The sequence below is a fragment of the Neorhizobium sp. USDA 3394 genome (assembly GCF_056280385.1).
In genome coordinates, this window is sequence record NZ_JBWCDU010000001.1 from 2361764 (window position 1) to 2379908 (window position 18145).

23 protein-coding genes and 1 tRNA gene are annotated in these 18145 nt (G+C 62.1%); 9 read left to right on the forward strand and 15 right to left on the reverse strand.

All coding sequences use genetic code 11. From position 1 onward, the window contains the following. Window positions 1-42: 42 nt before the first annotated feature. The 7 genes from ACZ9EJ_RS11345 (at window position 43) to ACZ9EJ_RS11375 (ending at window position 4470) form a co-directional block, all read left to right on the forward strand. Window positions 43-1596 (forward strand): undecaprenyl-phosphate glucose phosphotransferase, encoded by a 1554-nt coding sequence (locus tag ACZ9EJ_RS11345; protein ID WP_046640456.1) that lies wholly within the window; start codon window positions 43-45, stop codon window positions 1594-1596. Next, a complete protein-coding gene (locus ACZ9EJ_RS11350) occupies window positions 1593-2864 on the forward strand; it encodes an O-antigen ligase family protein (protein WP_046640455.1) in 1272 nt (423 codons plus the stop codon). The genes ACZ9EJ_RS11345 and ACZ9EJ_RS11350 overlap by 4 nt, the downstream gene beginning before the upstream one ends. Before the next feature lie 82 nt (window positions 2865-2946). Continuing rightward, on the forward strand, window positions 2947-3189 hold the full coding sequence (locus tag ACZ9EJ_RS11355) for a DNA-binding protein (RefSeq protein ID WP_251091090.1): 243 nt from the start codon (window positions 2947-2949) through the stop codon (window positions 3187-3189). A gap of 75 nt (window positions 3190-3264) precedes the next feature. Further along, a complete protein-coding gene (locus tag ACZ9EJ_RS11360) occupies window positions 3265-3414 on the forward strand; it encodes a hypothetical protein (protein ID WP_046635376.1) in 150 nt (49 codons plus the stop codon). 105 nt (window positions 3415-3519) lie between these two features. Beyond that, complete coding sequence (locus ACZ9EJ_RS11365) at window positions 3520-3708, forward strand: hypothetical protein (RefSeq protein ID WP_046635375.1); 189 nt, start codon at window positions 3520-3522, stop codon at window positions 3706-3708. Between the two features lie 182 nt (window positions 3709-3890). Next, window positions 3891-4214 carry a hypothetical protein gene (locus ACZ9EJ_RS11370; RefSeq protein ID WP_046640454.1) on the forward strand — a complete coding sequence of 108 codons (324 nt, stop codon included), beginning with the start codon at window positions 3891-3893 and terminating at the stop codon, window positions 4212-4214. Between the two features lie 179 nt (window positions 4215-4393). Next, window positions 4394-4470: transfer RNA gene (locus ACZ9EJ_RS11375), tRNA-Pro, on the forward strand. A 129-nt stretch (window positions 4471-4599) separates the two neighbouring features. On the opposite strand, the gene ACZ9EJ_RS11380 is transcribed toward ACZ9EJ_RS11375, so the two are convergent. The 8 genes from ACZ9EJ_RS11380 to ACZ9EJ_RS11415 form a co-directional block, all read right to left on the reverse strand. Next, window positions 4600-5064 carry a BA14K family protein gene (locus tag ACZ9EJ_RS11380; RefSeq protein WP_046640453.1) on the reverse strand — a complete coding sequence of 155 codons (465 nt, stop codon included), beginning with the start codon at window positions 5062-5064 and terminating at the stop codon, window positions 4600-4602. Between the two features lie 99 nt (window positions 5065-5163). Further along, window positions 5164-5697, reverse strand: a complete 534-nt coding sequence (locus ACZ9EJ_RS11385; protein WP_046640452.1) for a MerR family transcriptional regulator — start codon at window positions 5695-5697, stop codon at window positions 5164-5166. 153 nt (window positions 5698-5850) lie between these two features. Next, window positions 5851-6189: an integration host factor subunit alpha gene (locus ACZ9EJ_RS11390; protein ID WP_007770264.1), complete on the reverse strand. Its 339-nt coding sequence runs from the start codon at window positions 6187-6189 to the stop codon at window positions 5851-5853. A gap of 121 nt (window positions 6190-6310) precedes the next feature. Then, a complete protein-coding gene (locus ACZ9EJ_RS11395; RefSeq protein ID WP_046640451.1) occupies window positions 6311-7282 on the reverse strand; it encodes a beta-ketoacyl-ACP synthase III in 972 nt (323 codons plus the stop codon). Window positions 7283-7299: 17 nt separating this feature from the next. Then, entirely contained in the window at window positions 7300-8346 is a 1047-nt protein-coding gene (gene plsX, locus ACZ9EJ_RS11400) for a phosphate acyltransferase PlsX (protein WP_046630083.1), read from the reverse strand. 151 nt (window positions 8347-8497) lie between these two features. After that, window positions 8498-9064 (reverse strand): YceD family protein, encoded by a 567-nt coding sequence (locus tag ACZ9EJ_RS11405; RefSeq protein WP_046640450.1) that lies wholly within the window; start codon window positions 9062-9064, stop codon window positions 8498-8500. A 6-nt stretch (window positions 9065-9070) separates the two neighbouring features. Further along, the gene (locus ACZ9EJ_RS11410; protein ID WP_046630048.1) at window positions 9071-9622 is read right to left on the reverse strand and encodes a ubiquinol-cytochrome C chaperone family protein; all 552 of its coding nucleotides are present in this window, start codon (window positions 9620-9622) and stop codon (window positions 9071-9073) included. Further along, window positions 9573-9926 carry a hypothetical protein gene (locus ACZ9EJ_RS11415; protein ID WP_251090017.1) on the reverse strand — a complete coding sequence of 118 codons (354 nt, stop codon included), beginning with the start codon at window positions 9924-9926 and terminating at the stop codon, window positions 9573-9575. Before ACZ9EJ_RS11415 ends, ACZ9EJ_RS11410 begins: the two co-directional genes overlap by 50 nt. On the opposite strand from ACZ9EJ_RS11415, the gene ACZ9EJ_RS11420 reads away from it, so the two are divergent. Then, the gene (locus ACZ9EJ_RS11420) at window positions 9847-10362 is read left to right on the forward strand and encodes an outer membrane protein assembly factor BamE (RefSeq protein ID WP_037080654.1); all 516 of its coding nucleotides are present in this window, start codon (window positions 9847-9849) and stop codon (window positions 10360-10362) included. The genes ACZ9EJ_RS11415 and ACZ9EJ_RS11420 overlap by 80 nt on opposite strands. 74 nt (window positions 10363-10436) lie before the next feature. Here the strand turns inward: ACZ9EJ_RS11420 and ACZ9EJ_RS11425 are convergent, their stop codons facing one another. The 4 genes from ACZ9EJ_RS11425 to ribH form a co-directional block, all read right to left on the reverse strand. After that, window positions 10437-12578, reverse strand: a complete 2142-nt coding sequence (locus ACZ9EJ_RS11425) for a sodium-translocating pyrophosphatase (protein ID WP_046630047.1) — start codon at window positions 12576-12578, stop codon at window positions 10437-10439. Window positions 12579-12796: 218 nt separating this feature from the next. After that, window positions 12797-14020 (reverse strand): MFS transporter, encoded by a 1224-nt coding sequence (locus tag ACZ9EJ_RS11430; RefSeq protein WP_046640449.1) that lies wholly within the window; start codon window positions 14018-14020, stop codon window positions 12797-12799. A 29-nt stretch (window positions 14021-14049) separates the two neighbouring features. Then, the gene (nusB, locus tag ACZ9EJ_RS11435) at window positions 14050-14529 is read right to left on the reverse strand and encodes a transcription antitermination factor NusB (RefSeq protein WP_007759363.1); all 480 of its coding nucleotides are present in this window, start codon (window positions 14527-14529) and stop codon (window positions 14050-14052) included. 4 nt (window positions 14530-14533) lie between these two features. Further along, on the reverse strand, window positions 14534-14992 hold the full coding sequence (gene ribH, locus ACZ9EJ_RS11440; protein WP_007759364.1) for a 6,7-dimethyl-8-ribityllumazine synthase: 459 nt from the start codon (window positions 14990-14992) through the stop codon (window positions 14534-14536). Window positions 14993-15197: 205 nt separating this feature from the next. Between ribH and ACZ9EJ_RS11445 the strand changes: the two genes are divergently transcribed. Continuing rightward, window positions 15198-15719 (forward strand): GNAT family N-acetyltransferase, encoded by a 522-nt coding sequence (locus ACZ9EJ_RS11445; RefSeq protein WP_046640543.1) that lies wholly within the window; start codon window positions 15198-15200, stop codon window positions 15717-15719. Window positions 15720-15734: 15 nt separating this feature from the next. On the opposite strand, the gene ACZ9EJ_RS11450 is transcribed toward ACZ9EJ_RS11445, so the two are convergent. The 3 genes from ACZ9EJ_RS11450 to nrdR are packed head-to-tail and all read right to left on the reverse strand — an operon-like array spanning window position 15735 to window position 18141. After that, window positions 15735-16349 carry a riboflavin synthase gene (locus tag ACZ9EJ_RS11450; RefSeq protein WP_046630045.1) on the reverse strand — a complete coding sequence of 205 codons (615 nt, stop codon included), beginning with the start codon at window positions 16347-16349 and terminating at the stop codon, window positions 15735-15737. Then, complete coding sequence (gene ribD, locus ACZ9EJ_RS11455) at window positions 16349-17659, reverse strand: bifunctional diaminohydroxyphosphoribosylaminopyrimidine deaminase/5-amino-6-(5-phosphoribosylamino)uracil reductase RibD (RefSeq protein WP_046640448.1); 1311 nt, start codon at window positions 17657-17659, stop codon at window positions 16349-16351. The genes ACZ9EJ_RS11450 and ribD overlap by 1 nt, the downstream gene beginning before the upstream one ends. 2 nt (window positions 17660-17661) lie before the next feature. Beyond that, window positions 17662-18141, reverse strand: a complete 480-nt coding sequence (gene nrdR / locus ACZ9EJ_RS11460) for a transcriptional regulator NrdR (RefSeq protein ID WP_007771094.1) — start codon at window positions 18139-18141, stop codon at window positions 17662-17664. Between the last annotated feature and the right edge of the window lie 4 nt (window positions 18142-18145).

Consider the following 18145-nt stretch of genomic DNA (forward strand, 5'->3'; position numbering starts at 1 on the left):
CTTCCTGCGCCGCCGGGCCAGGAAGGCCAAAGGGATCGGTCCATGAACCAGCCGAACAAGTCCGAGCAGTTCGATGTCGAAAGTCTTCGCAAGAAGGTTTCGGAACTCCGCGCAGCCGACGAAAAGCACGATCCGGCCAACGCCACTGTGCTCAATCCGTTTGCCCGCCAGATCGCCGATCAGTTCCGCAACGACAGCTATTCGCCCACGATGCTGATCGGCCTGTTCCGGCTGTTCGAGATCCTCGCGATGCTCGCAATCGGACTTGGTGTGGGCGCGCTTTTCGCGCCGATCGATCTTACCGGCTTTCTTGCCCGTTTCGCTCTCGTCGCCTGGGGCTCGACGCTCACGGTGCTGCTTCTGCAGGTGGCCGACACCTATCAGATCCCGTCGCTACGCGGCGCCTCGCGCACCGCCAGGCGGGTTTTCGTCGGCTGGACGATCGGTTTCCTGCTGACCGCATCGACCCTCTATCTCGTCGAACCCAAGCCCTATCCGCTTGCCGGCCTTTTCGCCTGGTTCGTCACCGGCGCCTCTTTCCTGTTCCTCGAACGGCAGCTCACGGCCTTCGCCATCCGTCACTGGGGGCGCAACGGCGTGATGGAACGCCGCGCCATCATCGTCGGCGGCGGCGAACCGGCCAAGCAGCTCGTCCGCCAGCTCGAACAGCAACCCGACAATGACATCCGCATCTGCGGCATCTTCGACGACCGCAACAGCGAACGTTCTCCGACCGTCGTCGCCGGCTACCCGAAGCTCGGGACCTTCGCTGAACTCATCGAATTCGCCCGCCTCGCCCGCATCGACATGCTGATCATCGCGCTGCCGGCGACCGCCGAGGCCCGCATCCTGCAGCTGCTGCGCAAGCTCTGGGTGCTGCCGGTCGATATCCGGCTGGCCGCCCATGCCAACCGCCTGCGCTTCCGTCCCCGCTCCTACTCACATGTGGGCGCGGTGCCGATGTTCGACATTTTCGACAAGCCGATCCGCGACTGGGATTCGGTCGCCAAACGCGTCTTCGACATCGTCTTTTCGGTGGTCGGCCTCCTCCTCACCTGGCCGATCATGCTGGCCGCAGCGATTGCCGTGAAGGCGACGTCGAAGGGGCCGATCCTGTTTCGCCAGAAGCGCCACGGTTTCAACAACGAGATCATCGACGTCCTGAAGTTCCGCTCGATGTACACCGACCTCGGCGACCAGACCGCGGTCAAGGCCGTTACCAAGGGCGACCCGCGCGTCACGCCGGTCGGCCGCTTCCTGCGCAAATCCTCGATCGACGAACTGCCGCAGCTGTTCAACGTGCTGCGGGGCCAGCTTTCGCTCGTCGGCCCCCGCCCGCATGCGGTGCTCGCCCAGACCGGCACGCGCAAATATGTCGACGTGGTCGAGAGCTATTTCGCCCGCCACCGTGTCAAGCCGGGCGTCACGGGCTGGGCGCAGATCAATGGCTTGCGCGGCGAACTCGACAGCGACGAAAAGATCCGCGCCCGCACGGCCTACGACCTCGACTATATCGAGAACTGGTCGCTGCTCTTCGACCTCAAGATTCTGTTCCTGACGCCGATCCGGCTGCTCAACACGGACAACGCCTATTGAGCACGCTCGACTATAGCCGCGCAGGCGGCCACCCGGCGGGTTTCGACGGCCGCCTTGCCGCGGTGAAGCTGGCCGGTTCCGGCCTGATCGCCTTTGGCGTATTCCTGTCCGGCTTCGTCATTTCCGAGCCTGCCCCTTACGAACTGATCATGGTGATCCAGATCGGCATCTGGTTCCTGCTCGGCCTGAAGATATCGCGCACCGTCGCACCGCTTCTGGTGATGCTGCTGACGTTCAACATGAGCGGGCTGTTCTCCATGTTCATCATGAAGGACATGAGCGGGGCGCCGATGTATTTCGCCGTCTCCACCTTCCTGGCACTGAGCTCGGTCTTTTACGCAGCGATCATCGAGAGCGACCACCGGCGCCTCAACCTGATCTTCAAGGCCTGGGTGGCCGCTGCGATCATCACCTCGCTGCTCGGCGTTCTCGGCTATTTCAACGCCTTTCCGGGCTCGCATGTGTTCACCCGCTACAATCGCGCCATGGGCGCCTTCCAGGACCCGAACGTCTTCGGCCCCTATCTCGTCGCCCCCCTCCTCTATCTCCTCTACCGGTTACTGACCGGACCGCTGATGAAGGCACCGCTGCTGATCGGCGGCATTCTCATCCTGGCTCTCGGCATCTTCCTCTCCTTCTCGCGCGCCGCCTGGGGTCTGCTGGTGTTCGCCGGCATCGCGCTTGTCATCGTCATGCTGCTCAAGGAGCGCACGACCGCCTTCCGGTTCAAGATCCTGGCAATCGCCGGCGGAGCCGCGATCTTCCTGGTCCTGGCGCTGGCGATCGCGCTGCAGTTCCCGCAGGTCTCCGACCTGTTCATGAACCGCGCCAAGCTCGTGCAGGAATATGACGGCGCCCGGCTTGGCCGTTTCGAGCGCCACAAGATCGGTTTCCTGATGGCCATGGAACGACCGCTCGGCCTCGGGCCGATGGCCTTCGGCAAGATCTTCGGCGAGGACGAACACAATATCTGGCTGAAGACGCTGACCACCTATGGCTGGCTCGGCGCCGTCACCTATCAGATCATGATCTGGTCGACGCTGTGGTTCGGCTTCCGCTACATGCTGCGCGAACGCCCGTGGCAGGCCTATCTGATGATCGCATGGGTGATGATATTGGGCCATGCGATCATCGGCAACGTTATCGACACCGACCACTGGCGGCACTTCTACCTCCTGCTCGGCATCGTCTGGGGCTGCATTGCGCTGGAACACCGTTTCGTCCGGTCGCAGCAACGATCCCCCTCGCCGGTCGCCAAGACCGCTTGACTTTAGGGCCCAGCGCCCCAGATTTCCTATCATGCTGACGGTTTCTCAACTCCGCGCCGCACGCGCGATGACAGGAATGACGGTGGAGGAACTCGCCGCCGCATCCGGGCTCTCCAAATCCGCCATCGAAGAAGCAGAGGCATCGCAGGTCTTCGCGAACGCGGCCGTCACCGATCGGCTCCGCTCGATCTTCGAGTCGAAGGGCGTGCTTTTCCTTGGCGCGGGCGAGGACGATGCGGGCGCCGGGCCGGGTTTGAGGCTACGTCAGCATTTTCACGACGAGGGAATCCGCCCTCAGAACCTCAACGCCGCAAACGACGACTGAAAATCGCTGCGGCGCGGGAACTCTTTGAGATCTCACGCGTTTCCCCGCATCAGACGATTATGCAGGGGGTCACGCATGACACGCACCAACAATCTCTATCTCGTTATCGGCGCTTTGCTCGTCGCCGTCGTCGGCCTCGGTTTTTACGTCTATCGCGAAGAAACCCAGCCGAAGGGGGTCCAGCTCAGCATCGGCCAGAATGGTATAAAGGTCGAAGAGAAGTGAGGGTTCGTTAGAGGATACATTATTAACGATAGAAGCTCAGAGTTGTCCGGAGCAAAAATTCACCGTGTGAATTTAGTTTCAAATAAGCAAGAAAAGGGGATACTTATGACCACGCATATGAATCTCGACGAGGTCAACAGTAAAGGCTTGAAGAAAGTCTGGAGCGTTGCCGAATTCGCCAAGCGTTATCGTCTTGACCGTGGAGAGGAAGCCCGCCTGCTGAAGCTTCTCGGGCCGTTTGCGTCCCAGCAGGAACTGCTGATGAATGCAAGCCGCGCACCGCGTTTCCGTTAGACGTTTCCAGATATCCTTTTCAATCTTTTCGCCCGGCTTCCATGCAAAAGTCGAGAGCATGGGTAACTTTGGTTACATTCAAGCTCTCCTTTACCGGAACCTTTGTCATCCTCTTCTAGTTGGTCTGCCGTGAACCAATTGGCGCTCAGGCGGTCAAGCCGCCGCGCAGAAGGAGGATAATCATGATCAGACTGATTTCGAATGCCGGGCTTGCAGTTGCCCTCTCGTTGGGCGCCATGGGCGCCTTCTCCGTTCCCGCTTCCGCACAGGATATCCAACTGCGCGTCGGACCAGACGGCGTGCGCCCGATGATCCGCGACCGGGACCGCGATTACGATCGTCGCGGCTGCAGCGCCGGTGAAGCGCGTGCCGCGGCCCGCGACGAAGGCTTTCGCAACGCCCGGGTCGTCCGGGTGACGAGCCGCAGCGTCACCGTCGAGGGCTTCACACGCAACGGACCGGATCGCATCACCTTCGCCAACCGCCGCGGCTGTCCGGAAATCTGACCTGTCGCCGAAGCTGATCGCTCCATTGAAATCAAAAGCCGCGCCCGAATTCGGGGCGCGGCTTTTATGTTCACCGGCGCATTCTGATGCCGACCATCCTCTTTTTCTTGCGATCAAGGGATTTTGAGCTTGCGCCGCGATAGCGGAGCGACTAGGGAAAACATGCTCATTGAGCAGGTCGGGGCGTAGCGCAGCCCGGTAGCGCACTTGACTGGGGGTCAAGGGGTCGTCGGTTCAAATCCGGCCGCCCCGACCAATTAAATCCCCTTGAAATCTCAGTCAGATCAAAAGCCTTTTCCGAGAACCGGGACTTCCCCACACAATTTGCCCGCCCCACCGGGTCGGCAGGGCGGGCTTGAGGTTTTCATTCGTTCCACGACGGATATCAGTAGGGCGAATAGCACTGCTGGCGCGGCCCGTAATAGGGCTGGAACGTGTTGTCGTAGGCCCTGTAGGACCGGTAGCGTGCGTAGCACCAGTTCACGTGCGAATTGCCGCCGACATAACGCCGGGGCGCGTAGTAACGCGGTGCGTATCTCGGTGCATATCTCGGTGTGTAGCGCGGCTGGGCCAGCGCTCCGCCGATGATCGCGCCCAATGCAAGCCCCCCGATGATCGCACCGGCATCCGGGCCACGGCGGTGGCGGCGGTAACGCCGGTCGCCATCGTAGCGGTCGCGATAATAGCGACGCCCTTCCCAGCCGTCACGATCGCGCCAGTACTGCACCTGCTGGATATCCTGGGATCTCTCGATGCGCGGGGCGTCAATCGACGGAAACGCCTGGGCGGGAGCGACGCCGCTAAAAGCCGTAATCAGGGACAGAACGGCTACAGCGAGCTTCTTCTTCATAATTCACCTCCTCTGATTTTCCTTAGGAAGAAATGATCCTCCATTTCTCCTGAACCAGAGGTGAATGGTAAATTTTGCTTAACGTTGCCGTGTGTTGAGTTAGCGAACCTGATCCAAGAGGCGCTTGCATTCCAGGAGGTCGAAGAGCGCTTCCTGCAGCAAGGCACGATCTTCCTTGCCGATGCTGGACTTGCCGATCGACACTTCCATGTCCTCCTCCTGGGAGGCGCCAAACCCGAAAAAGCGGCCGCTCGGCTTCACCTTGGGGCGGCCGACGATCTGATCCTCTTCGGCCGTGCTGATCTTCGGCTCGGCCTGCTTTTCGCTGTTTGCCGCCATGATCGCTTCCATCGTGGCGAGGTCGCCTGAGGCAATCGCAGAGACGAACTTGTTGCCGTTCGTCTTCAGAAGCTTCTGTACGCCCTTTATGGTGTAACCGTGATCGTAGAGCAGGTGGCGGATGCCTTTCAGGAGATCGACGTCTTCGGGCCGATAATAACGTCGCCCGCCGCCGCGTTTCATCGGCCGGATCTGCGGGAATCGCGTTTCCCAGAAGCGCAGCACATGCTGCGGCAAGTCAAGGTCGTCGGCGACCTCGCTGATCGTACGAAAGGCGTCCGGGCTCTTCTCCAAGATTCATACTCCAAACGGCAGGCTGCCCATGCCCCAAGGGCAGACTCATAGCCTCCGATACATGCGCGAATTATGCGCCGAATCGGACATATCTCAACGGTTTAAGCCGGGAGATTCAAGCATGTTCACAGGATTGCGGAAAAGGTGGCGGCTTCAGGCAACCGGGCTTGCGGGCTTCAGTTTCGCCTTGCGCGCCGTGTGCGCCTTGAGGATACGGCTCTTCAGTACGTTGGAGGCCTTGAACGTCATCACCCGACGCGGAGAGATCGGCACTTCCTCGCCGGTCTTCGGATTGCGGCCGATGCGCTCGTTCTTGGAACGCACCTGGAAGGTCGCGAAGGAGGAAAGCTTGACCACCTCGCCCCGGACGATCGCATTGCATATCTCGTCTATGACCGTCTCGACGAGCTCGGCCGATTCCGTCCGCGAAAGTCCGACCTTGCGGAAAACCGATTCCGCCAGATCCGCGCGTGTTACTGTCTTGCCGGCCATGATCCCCGCCCAATTTTCGAAATTGATCTTATCAAAGCCGATAGAGAGTATTTTGCTTGAGCGCGAGGGTCAAGCGCCTGTGCTCAATCGCTTATTTACGTTTCGGCTGATCATTGCCGCCCTACCAGCGGACCAGCAATGCGCCCCACGTAAAACCGCCGCCCATGGCTTCGAGCATCACCAGATCACCCTTCTTGATGCGCCCGTCGGAGGCGGCAACCGAAAGTGCCAAAGGAATCGATGCAGCCGAGGTATTACCATGCAGATCGACCGTCACGACGACCTTTTCCAAAGGAATGCCGAGTTTCTTCGCCGACCCGTCGATGATGCGACGATTGGCCTGGTGCGGCACCAGCCAGTCGAGATCCTCCGCCGTCGTGCCGGTCGCCGCGAACGCGCTGTCGATGACGTCGGTGATCATGCCGACCGCATGCTTGAAGACCTCGCGGCCCTCCATGCGCAGGTGCCCGACCGTGCCCGTCGAGGACGGGCCGCCATCGACATAGAGCTTGTCCTTGTGGGAACCGTCGGAACGCAGATGCGCGGTCAGCACGCCGCGATCGGCGATCGTCCCCTCGCCTTCCGCCGCTTCGAGCACCAGCGCGCCTGCGCCGTCGCCAAACAGCACGCAGGTGGTGCGGTCCTTCCAGTCGAGGATGCGGGAAAAGGTCTCGGCGCCGATCACCAGGACACGCTTCGCCATGCCGCCGCGAATGTGCAGGTCGGCGGTCGCCATCGCGTAGACAAAGCCGGTGCAGACCGCCTGCAAGTCGAAGGCGTAGCCATGGGTCATGCCCAGCCGGTTCTGGATGTTGACGGCGGTCGCCGGAAACGTGTTGTCGGGCGTCGACGTCGCGACCAGCACGAGATCGATGTCATCCGGCGTCAGCCCGGCGTTTTCAAGCGCCGCACGCGCGGCCTGCTCGCCGAGAGACGCGGTCGTCTCGCCCTCGCCGGCGAGATAGCGCTGACGAATGCCCGTGCGCTGCACGATCCATTCGTCGGAGGTTTCGACGATGTCTTCCAACTCGCGATTGGTCACTACCCGCTTCGGGAGCGCTGCCCCGTAACCGCGAACCACTGAACGGATCATTCACTCACATCCTGTCGTCATGCCGCTTCGGGGCCAGCCGGCGGCTGGCGACGGGCATGGTAAATTGCGAGATCCTGCCGGATCTTCGCGTTGAGATCGTTGCGTGCCATGTCATAACCGACATCGATCGCGGCCGCAAAACCGTCGGCATTGGCACTGCCGTGGCTCTTGATGACGATGCCGTTCAAGCCCAGGAACACGCCGCCATTGACCTTGTTCGGATCCATCTTCTCACGCAGCCTGTCGAAGGCGGGCTTGGCAAGAAGATAGCCGATCCTTGCCAGCAGCGTACGCGACATCGATTCGCGCAGAAGCGTGGCGATCTGCCGGGCCGTGCCCTCCGCCGCCTTCAGCGCGATATTGCCGGTAAAGCCTTCGGTCACCACCACATCGACGGTGCCCTTGCCGATGTCGTCGCCCTCGACGAAACCGTGATAGGCGATCGTCGGCAGGTTGGCCTCGCGGATCAGCCGCCCGGCCTCCTTGACCTCTTCCTGGCCCTTCACTTCTTCGACGCCGACGTTCAGAAGCCCGACGGTCGGCCGGTCCACTTCGAACAGGGAGCGCGCCATGGCGCCGCCCATGATCGCAAAATCGAGAAGCTGCTGGGCATCGGCACCGATCGTCGCGCCGATATCGAGGACGATGCTTTCGCCCTTCAAGGTCGGCCAGATGCCGGCGATTGCCGGGCGCTCTATATTGGCCATGGTGCGCAGACAAAACTTGGCCATCGCCATCAGGGCGCCGGTATTGCCGGCCGAAACCACGACCTCAGCCTCGCCGAGCTTCACCGCCTCGATCGAACGCCACATGGTGGAGACATACCGGCCGCGTCGGAGGGCTGCACTCGGCTTCTCCTCCATGCTGACGGCAAGTTCACATTCGTGGAAGACGGACTTATCCCGGAGCTTCGGATATTTCGCCAAAACCGGATCGCACTGGGCCTTCAGCCCATAGATGAGAAAGGTCACATCCGGGTGGCGTTCCAGTGCCTTGGCGGCACCGGCAATGACGACCTCGGGACCAAAATCGCCGCCCATGGCATCGATAGAAATTCTGATCACGCGTCCCTGATCCTTATCTTCGCCGAACGCACCACCCTTGTCGGCCATGCGCCAGTTCTCACGTCTCCAACGGCCCTTCGCTCCTCATGCGGGGCCGTGCCGGCGAATTCGTGGCCAAAATATAGTTTTTGCTGTCGCTTACAACCCGTCCTCAATCCTTTTTCCAGTCCTTAAGAACGGCAAAGGGATTGGGGCGCCCGGACTTTTCCTCTGGATCGCTTTCCAGATGATCGGCGAACTCCGCGCCCGGTTCGCGCGGATAGGCATCGATCGCAAGTGCCGCGAACTCCGCCACCACTTCGCCGACATCGATCGTGTCGCCGACAAACATTTCGGGAAGATCGGGGCCATCGGGATCGATCACCATCTCCGCGGTATCGCTGGTGACGATCCGCGCGAGCTTCGATCCTTCAGGCACGAAGATCTGCTCGAACTCTTCGTTTATCTTCGATGCGACAGGTTCGAGCGTGACGACGGAGGACTGGACGATATCGGCCTCCACGCGCCCCTTGAGGCGCACGCCGTCCTTCTTCCACCGGGCGATCTGCAGCTCCGCTTTCAGCGAACCGACCGAAACGACCTGCCACAGCTTTGCCAGGCCCTCGAGTTCGCGCGCGTCGGCTTCGAGCTTTACCGTCACCGCATTCGCGGAAATATTCCCGACTTTGACGGGATAGGAAAAGGGAGGCTTTTCGCCTGCGCCACTATCGTTCTTCATCAAACCTCACTCTTCTCGCGGCAGCGGGCCCGGCAGGGGCAGAACCGCATGGCCGCGGGAAATCTCATCCTCGGAAATGCCGGCGAGCGCCGTCTCCGCAACAATCATCCAGTCCGCCAGCCCTCGCATCCCAGGCGCATCCTCCGTCTTGGGATAGATATTCCGGCTAAGGGCAGCGGCAAGCGCCTCGCCGTCCTTGTCTTCGAGAGCGGCGGCATAGGTCTCCACGCGGCCATAGAACATGCCGGCCAGCTTCTTCATGCGTTTCGGCACGCTCTGGTCGCCGATGCCGAGTTCGCGGATCGAATGGTCGATATCCTGAAAAAACGCATCGACGATCTCCTGGGCCAGTTCCTGACCGCTCGAATCGGATTTCGCCGTCCGCCTGAAGAACAGGATCATCACGATCGAAAGCATCTCGAAACGGCCCATGACCGTGTCCGGCACATCCAGATCGCTGTAGAAGAACGGAACGCGCGCCAATGATGTCAAGGTCGAATACTGGCGGTCAACGATCGCCTGGTTCTGGTTTTTCTTCTTGAAAAGGCCGAAGATCATCTGAATTCCCGTTATTTGCCTCCAGGAACCCCCTGGCCTGCCACCGGCCATGTTGCATGGAAACGAAAGCTGGTTTACCGAAGCATGCACGAATTGCAATGCCGTTCCGCCGGATCAGCGAACGGGGTCGGATCTTCGCGGCCTTAACATCCAGGTCGGGATCGATCCTATGTCCCTGAATAGCCACAATGGTAGGGTCAGCAGGGGCAGGTTGAGTTTGGGGGATGCCGTTGAACAAGCGGGTTTTCGGATACGAGATGACATTCTTGAGTAAAACCGCGATGGCAATGGTCGTCGCATCCATCGCTGTCTCGGGTTGCACGTCCATGCAGATCGGCGACACCATGTATAACGGCTACGTGGTCGACCAGAAGTCGCTGGAGCTTATTCCGGTCGGGTCGAGCCGCGAGCAGGTGCTGCTGACGATGGGCACGCCCTCGACGACGGCGACCTTCGATACCGAGGTATTCTATTACATCTCGCAGAAACGCACGCGCGCTGCGGCTTTCATGAAGCCGAAGATCGTCGATCAGACCGTGCTCGCCATCTATTTTGACAAGGACGGCGTCGTCGCACGTCGCGCCAACTATACGATGCAGGACGGCAAGGTGTTCGACACGATTTCGCGCACGACGCCGACCGGCGGCCGCGACCTTACCTTCCTGCAGCAGCTGCTTTCCGGCGGTTCCGGTGCCGGTGGGGCAGCAGCTCGCAGCATCCTGTCGAACTTCGGCAGGTAAGAACCTCGAACGAAACAAAAAGCCCGCGAGGATCGCTCCCCGCGGGCTTTTTTATTTCACGTTCGGGCCGGATATCAGCCGGCAAGAACCGCCAGCAGCAGAAGCGCCACGATATTGGTGATCTTGATCGCCGGGTTGACGGCAGGGCCTGCCGTATCCTTGTAGGGATCGCCGACGGTGTCGCCGGTGACCGAAGCCTTGTGGGCCTCGGATCCCTTCATGTGGCGGGTGCCGTCCTTGTCGACGAAGCCATCCTCGAAGCTCTTCTTGGCATTGTCCCAGGCGCCGCCACCCGAGGTCATGGAGATCGCCACGAAGAGGCCGTTGACGATGACGCCGAGCAGCGATGCGCCGAGCGCCGCGAAGGCCGAGGCCTTGTCGCCGCCGGAGATCAGAAGGACGCCGAAATAGACGACGATGGGGGCGAGAACCGGCAGCAGCGACGGAACGATCATCTCGCGGATCGCAGCCCGGGTCAGGATGTCGACGGCGCGGCCATAATCAGGCTTTTCGGTTCCCTCCATGATGCCCGGCTTTTCGCGGAACTGCCTGCGCACTTCCTCGACGATCGAGCCCGCAGCGCGGCCGACGGCGGTCATCGCGATGCCGCCGAACAGGTATGGGATGAGGCCGCCGAAGATCAGGCCGGCGACGACGTAAGGGTTGGAGAGGTCGAAGTCGATTTCGCCAACGCCGTTGAAATACGGGTACTGGGCACTGTTGGCGACGAAATATTTGAGGTCGTTGGAATAGGCGGCGAAGAGAACCAGCGCGCCGAGGCCGGCAGAGCCGATTGCATAACCCTTGGTGACGGCCTTGGTGGTGTTGCCGACGGCGTCGAGCGCATCCGTCGATTTGCGCACTTCCGGCGGCAGGTGCGCCATTTCAGCGATGCCGCCGGCATTGTCGGTGACCGGACCGAAGGCATCGAGTGCCACGATCATTCCGGCGAGGCCGAGCATGGTGGTGACGGCGATGCCGGTGCCGAACAGGCCGGCGAACTGGTAGGTGGCGATGATGCCGCCGACGATGACGATCGCCGGAAGGGCGGTCGATTCGAGCGAGACCGCGAGGCCCTGGATGACGTTGGTGCCGTGACCGGTCACCGAGGCCTGGGCGATCGAGTTTACCGGGCGCTTGTTGGTGCCGGTGTAGTATTCGGTGATGACGACGATCAGCGCCGTCACCACGAGGCCGAGCAGCCCGCAGATGAAGAGGTTCGCGCCGGTGATCGGCTTGCCGGCGACGGTGCCGATCGTGCCCCAGCCGATGGTCAGAGAGGTGGCAATGGCGAGACCGACGATCGACAGAAGGCCGGTGACGATCAGGCCCTTGTAGAGAGCGCCCATGATCGAGCCGTTGGAGCCGAGCTTGACGAAGAAGGTGCCGATGATCGAGGTGATGATGCAGGCGCCGCAGATCGCCAGCGGATAGACCATGACGGTCGCAAGGATCGGCGCGCCGGCGAAGAAGATCGCTGCGAGCACCATGGTGGCGACGACGGAGACCGCATAGGTTTCGAAAAGGTCGGCGGCCATGCCGGCGCAATCGCCGACATTGTCGCCGACGTTATCGGCGATCGTCGCCGGGTTGCGCGGATCGTCTTCCGGAATGCCGGCTTCGACCTTGCCGACGAGGTCGCCGCCGACGTCGGCGCCCTTGGTGAAGATGCCGCCGCCGAGACGGGCGAAGATCGAGATCAGCGAAGCGCCGAAGCCGAGCGAGACGAGCGCGTCGATGACTTCACGCGAGCCGCTCGGATGGCCGAGACCGGCCGTCAGAATCCAGTAATAAATCGAGACGCCGAGGAGAGCGAGGCCTGCCACCAGCATGCCGGTGATGGCGCCGGATTTGAAAGCGATGTCGAGACCGGCCGCAAGGCTTTGGGAAGAAGCCTGGGCGGTGCGTACGTTGGCGCGGACCGAGACATGCATGCCGATGAACCCGGCGGCGCCCGAGAGTACGGCACCGATGACGAAGCCGATCGCAGCGGTGCCGGACAGCAATACCCAAGCCAGGATCGTTACGACGACGCCGACAATCGCAATAGTCATGTATTGACGCGCCAGATAGGCCTGTGCGCCTTCACGGATATATCCGGCGATCTCCTGCATGCGGATACTGCCCTGATCGGCAGCCAGCACGGAACGCGTCGCCCAGGCGGCATAAATGATCGATAGCAACCCGCACACGATCACACCCATAATTACGGTCATTCGCTTTTCCTCTCCCTTAGCGCCGGGTGGTCCATACCCTCCGGCCGTGCACCCCTGCAGCGGTGCACATCCACGAGATGAGCAAGACCGCCGCAATACTCCATAGTGCGCATTCCCGCGCAGCCGACCGCTCCCCTCCCCAGGAATCCGGGATCGCCTACGCGGACGGGAGATTGCGGTGGAGATGAATTGGCGTCAAGCCCCGAAGGGACAAGACTCTAGGCGGATTTCACGGAAGAGCGCTTGAACATCAGCGCCAGCACCAGACCGAGGCAGACGATCGTCACCGGCCAGATGATCAGGTTCATGAAGGACCAACCGTAGGCAGTGAACACCTTGCCCGAGGAGAAGGAGGACAACGCCACCGTGGTGAACAGGATGATGTCGTGAAAACCCTGCACCTTGTCGGCCTCATGCGGGCGATAGCTGGAGGCGACGATCGCGGTCGAGCCGATGAAGGCGAAGTTCCAGCCGATGCCGAGCAGCACCAGCGCGCCCCAGAAATTCCAGAGTTCGATGCCCATATGGGCGATCACGGCGCAGCCCATCAGGATCATGAGGCCAGCTGCGACGATCTTCTCGACGCCGAAGCGGGAGATCAGCATGCCGGTGAAAAAGCTCGGCGCGAACATGGCAAGCACGTGCCACTGGATGCCGAGAGTGGCCATTTCCGACGGAAAGCCGCAGCCGATCACCATGGCAAGCGGCGCGCCGGTCATCATGAAGGTCATCAGCGCGTAGGAGGAGATGCCGCAGATCATGCCGGTCAGGAACCGCTGGGTGACGACGATCTCGCCCAGTGACCGTGCCGGCGCCGAAGCCGCAGGCCCGCCGGTCGTCGGCGGCAGTTTCAGCGGCGCCAGCATCACCAGCGCGATCAGATAGAGCGGAATGACGGCCACGAAGGCGCCGGCGAACAGCACCGGCGACAGCAGGTCCTTGGTCCAGATCGCAAGCTGCGGTCCGAGGACCGCCGAAACAATGCCGGCCGCAAGGATCCAGGAGATCGCTTTCGGCTTGTAGAACGAGGGCGACGCATCGGCTGCGGCGAAACGGATCTTCTGGGTGAAACCGTTGCAGAGGCCGATCAGCAGCAGGCCGACTGCAAAAAGCCAGAAGTTCGAATGGAAGAGCGCGATTGCCGCCGTGGCGGCTCCCACCGCTCCGAGGACCGAACCCAGCATGAAGCTCGCCTTGCGGCCGAGGAACCGGGAGGCGATGGCAACGGCGACGGCACCGGCCGCCATGCCGATATTGAAGCCGGTCAGCGGAGCGGTCGCCAGCGACTTGTCATCACCCAGCAGCTGGTAGCCGACGAGACCGCCGAGCGCGAACACCAGAGGCGGCGCCGAACCGAGGACGGCCTGGGCGCCGGCAAGCAGAGCGACACTGCGCCGGGCGGTGCTCATCTGCGTCTGAAGACCGTCCACCGCGCCGTCCATGCTGCCCTGCCTGACTTAATCGTTGCTTCTTATTTCTTGGCTTCGCCGCGCACCTGCTTGGCGATGCGATCGAGGACAGCGTTGACGATGCGCGGCTCTTCCTCTCCGAAAAAGGCGTGAGCGATCTCGACATATTCGGTGACGATGACGGCAACCGGCACGTCCTTGCGCTCGAGGATCTCGAACGTGCCCGCGCGCAGGATGGCGCGCAGCGTCGAATCGAGACGCGACAGCGGCCAGTCTTCCTGCAGCGAGGCGCGGATCAGCGGGTCGATCTTCACCTGGTCACGCACGACGCCGGCAACGATCGAGCGGAACCAGGAGGCGTCGGCCTTCAGATAGGTGTCGCCGTCGAGTTCCTGTCCGAGGCGGTGGGTCTCATATTCGGCCACGACTTCCAGCACGCCGGTCCCGCCGACATCCATCTGGTAGAGCGCCTGCACGGCCGCCAGGCGGGCTGCACCACGCTGGTTGGCCGGCTTGACCGGGTGTTCGCCTTCCTTGGCCATCAAATCAACCGCCGTTCATCTTTTCACGCAGCGCGATCATGGTCAGCGCAGCGCGGGCGGCAAAGCCGCCCTTGTCCTTGTCCGAACGGCGGGCGCGCGCCCAGGCCTGTTCGTCGTTCTCGCAGGTCAGAATGCCGTTGCCGATCGCAAGCGATTCAGACACGGCGAGGTCCATCAGGGCACGGGAGGATTCGTTGGAGACGATATCGAAGTGATAGGTCTCGCCACGAATGACCATACCGAGCGCGACGAAGCCGTCATAGTCGGTGCCGCCCTCTTCCGACGCATCGAGCGCCATGGCGATTGCCGGCGGGATTTCGAGGGCACCCGGAACGGTGACCACGTCATAGGTCGCCCCGGCCTCCTTCAGCGCATGGGTTGCGCCTTCGAGCAGCGCATCGGACATATCGTCGTAGAAACGCGCCTCGACGACGAGGAGGTGTGGAGCGGTTTCGCGTGACATGATTCACCTTTGTTCAAATCGGCCCAGGATGAGATCGATATCGCCTGAAGGCGGGCCGATAGTCATATGGGTCTCGGGCAGGTGGCGGTCAAAACACGCTCTGAGGGGAATGGCAAGCAATTTTCGCTGAACGCAGCGATGCGAATCGGGAATAGCTGAGCGAGCGACGATAAAGATCAGTGCCATTTGCACCATGGAGCCCACCATGACCACCATTCCGACCATCGAAACCGAACGGCTGATCCTGCGTCCTCACCGGCTGGAGGAGTTCGAGACCTATGCGGATTTCTGGGCCGACCCGGACGTGGTTCGCTATATTTCCGGCATCCCGTCGTCCCGCGAAACCAGCTGGAGCCGCATGCTGCGCGTCAACGGCATGTGGCAGCTCATGGGTTTCGGCTTCCTGGCAATCGAGGAAAAGGCCACCGGCCGCTTTCTCGGCGAAGCCGGTTTCCAGGACATGCGCCGGGAATTTCAACCCTCCATCGAGGGAACGCTCGAGACGGGTTGGGCACTCATCCCGTCCGTCCATGGCCGCGGTTATGCGACCGAAGCGGTGGGCGCAATGATCTCCTGGGGCCAAGCCCATTTTCCCGATCGCCGGATGACCTGCATCATCAGCCCCGAAAATGCCGCCTCTCTCAGGGTCGCATCCAAATTCGGCTTCCGCGAGTTCGCCCGCGCCGATTACCATGGCCCGATCGTGGTGCTGGCTCGCGAAAACTGATCGCCGGGCGAGCCGTCAGCTTTTCGCCGGGAACTCCGCGAGCCTTGCCGCGTAACGCGCCATCGTATCGACTTCGAAATTGACGAAATCGCCCGCCTTGCGATCGCCCCAGGTGGTGACGGCAAGCGTGTGGCGGATCAGCAGCACGTCGAAATCGGTGCCTTCGACTGCGTTGACCGTCAGTGACGTGCCGTCCAGCGCGACCGAGCCTTTCGGTGCGACGAAGCGGGCAAGCGCTTCCGGCGCGCGAAGACGAATGCGTACCGCCTCGCCTTCATGTTCGATGCCGAGAATTTCCGCCGTGCCATCCACATGGCCGGAGACGATATGGCCGCCGAGTTCGTCGCCGATCTTCAGCGCCCGCTCCAGATTGACGCGCGTGCCCTCGGTCCAGGCCGCGATCGTCGTCAGCCGCAGCGCTTCTTCCCAGGCCTCGACCTCGAACCAGCGCTCGTTGCTGCCTTCATCCGGCAGATTTGTCACCGTCAGGCAGATGCCGCCATGGGAAATCGAAGCCCCCATGTCGATGGTCTTCGGGTCGTAATTGGTGGCGATCCGCAGCTTGACGCCTTCGTCCATCGGCGTCGTTTCCGCGACCGTGCCGACATCGGTGACAATTCCGGTGAACATCAGAAACCTCTTTCGTATTCAAAACAGCGGTCCGGCCCGAAGCTTTCCTCGCGCACGAACTTAAATCCTGCCGGCATATCGGATGGCGCCACCGGCGATTCAAGCCCGCCCTCGCCGACGATGCCGGTGCCCTGGAAAAGGAGGACTCGGTCGACGAGGTCTGCTTCGAGGAAAGCTCTTGCGACGCTCGCGCCGCCTTCGACCAGAAGCGAGGAGATGCCGCGAACCGCAAGAATCGCCAGCAGGATATCGAGTTCGGTGGCGTCCATGATCTCGACGCTGGCAGCTTGGAGAGCGGCGACCTTCGAGGCCAGATCACCTACTAGCCTCGGAGCCAGATCGCCCCCCTCTGCCCTGCCGGGCATCTCCCCCTCAAGGGGGGAGATCGGCAGGGAGCCAGCAACCTGCACAACTCCAGCCGATTCCTCTGCCGCTCCGATATCGAGGGTCGAATGGGACGGATGAGCGTGCCGCTGGTCGATCTCCCCCCTTGAGGGGGAGATGCCCGGCAGGGCAGAGGGGGGTGCGGCCCCACTATCAACCTGAGAAGTTAAACCCGGCTGAGCCACAACAATCACCGGCACGTCCCTCGCCGTCTCCACCAGCTTGGACGTCAGCGGCAGCTCCAGCCACCGGTCCAGCACGATGCGGATCGGAGAGCGTTTCTCCAGTCCGGGAATGCGCACCGTCAGCTCCGGATCATCCGACAGCGCCGTGCCGATGCCGACGAGAATCGCATCCGTTTCGGCCCGCAGCCGGTGCACTTCCGCCCGCGCGTCCGCACCCGTGATCGACACTTCCTCGCCCCGCCGGCCGAGCATGCCGTCGGCGGAAACTGCAAGCTTCAGAGTCACATGCGGGCGGCCCTTCGTCTGGCGGGTGAGGTAGGCGGCGAGCGCGCGGCGGCCTTCCTCCTCCATCAGCCCCGTTTCGACGACGATCCCGGCATCGCGCAGGATCGCAATCCCGCGGCCGGAAACGCGCGGATCTGGATCGGTCAATGAGATTACGACGCGGGCGACGCCGGCTTCGACCAGCGCATTGGCGCAAGGCGGCGTGCGGCCGTAGTGCGAGCAGGGTTCGAGCGTGACATAGACGGTCGCTCCCCTCGCCTTTTCCCCGGCGATCTCGAGCGCCTGGGTTTCCGCATGCGGCCGACCGCCGGGCGCGGTGACGGCGCTACCGACGATCTCGCCGTCCTTGACGACGACGCAGCCGACCGAGGGATTGGTGCCCGTCTGACCGGTATGGAGGCGCGACAGGCGCAGGGCCGACGCCATGAACCACCGGTCTTCGGCAGCGCTCGTCATGGCTACGGCTCGATGCCGGGATCGCGGGCGATCTTGGCGTTGATCTCCTGGATCACCTTCTCGAAATCCTCCGCATGGGAGAAATCGCGATAGACGGAGGCGTAACGCACGAAGGCGACGTCATCGAGGCTCTTCAATGCCTCCAGCACCTGCAGGCCGATCTCTTCCGACGAGATCTCGTTCTCGCCGGAGCTTTCTAGCCGCCGAACGATGCCTGACACCGCCCGCTCGATGCGGTCGTTGTCGACCGGCCGCTTGCGCAGCGCGATCTGGAACGACCGTACCAGCTTGTTGCGGTCGAACGGCACCTTGCGGCCGGTCTTCTTGGTGACCATCAGTTCGCGAAGCTGCACGCGCTCGAAAGTCGTGAAGCGGCCGCCGCAATCCGGGCAGATACGCCGCCGGCGAATGGAGGTGTAATCCTCCGCCGGACGACTATCCTTGACCTGCGTGTCTTCCGAACCGCAATAGGGGCAGCGCATCGGC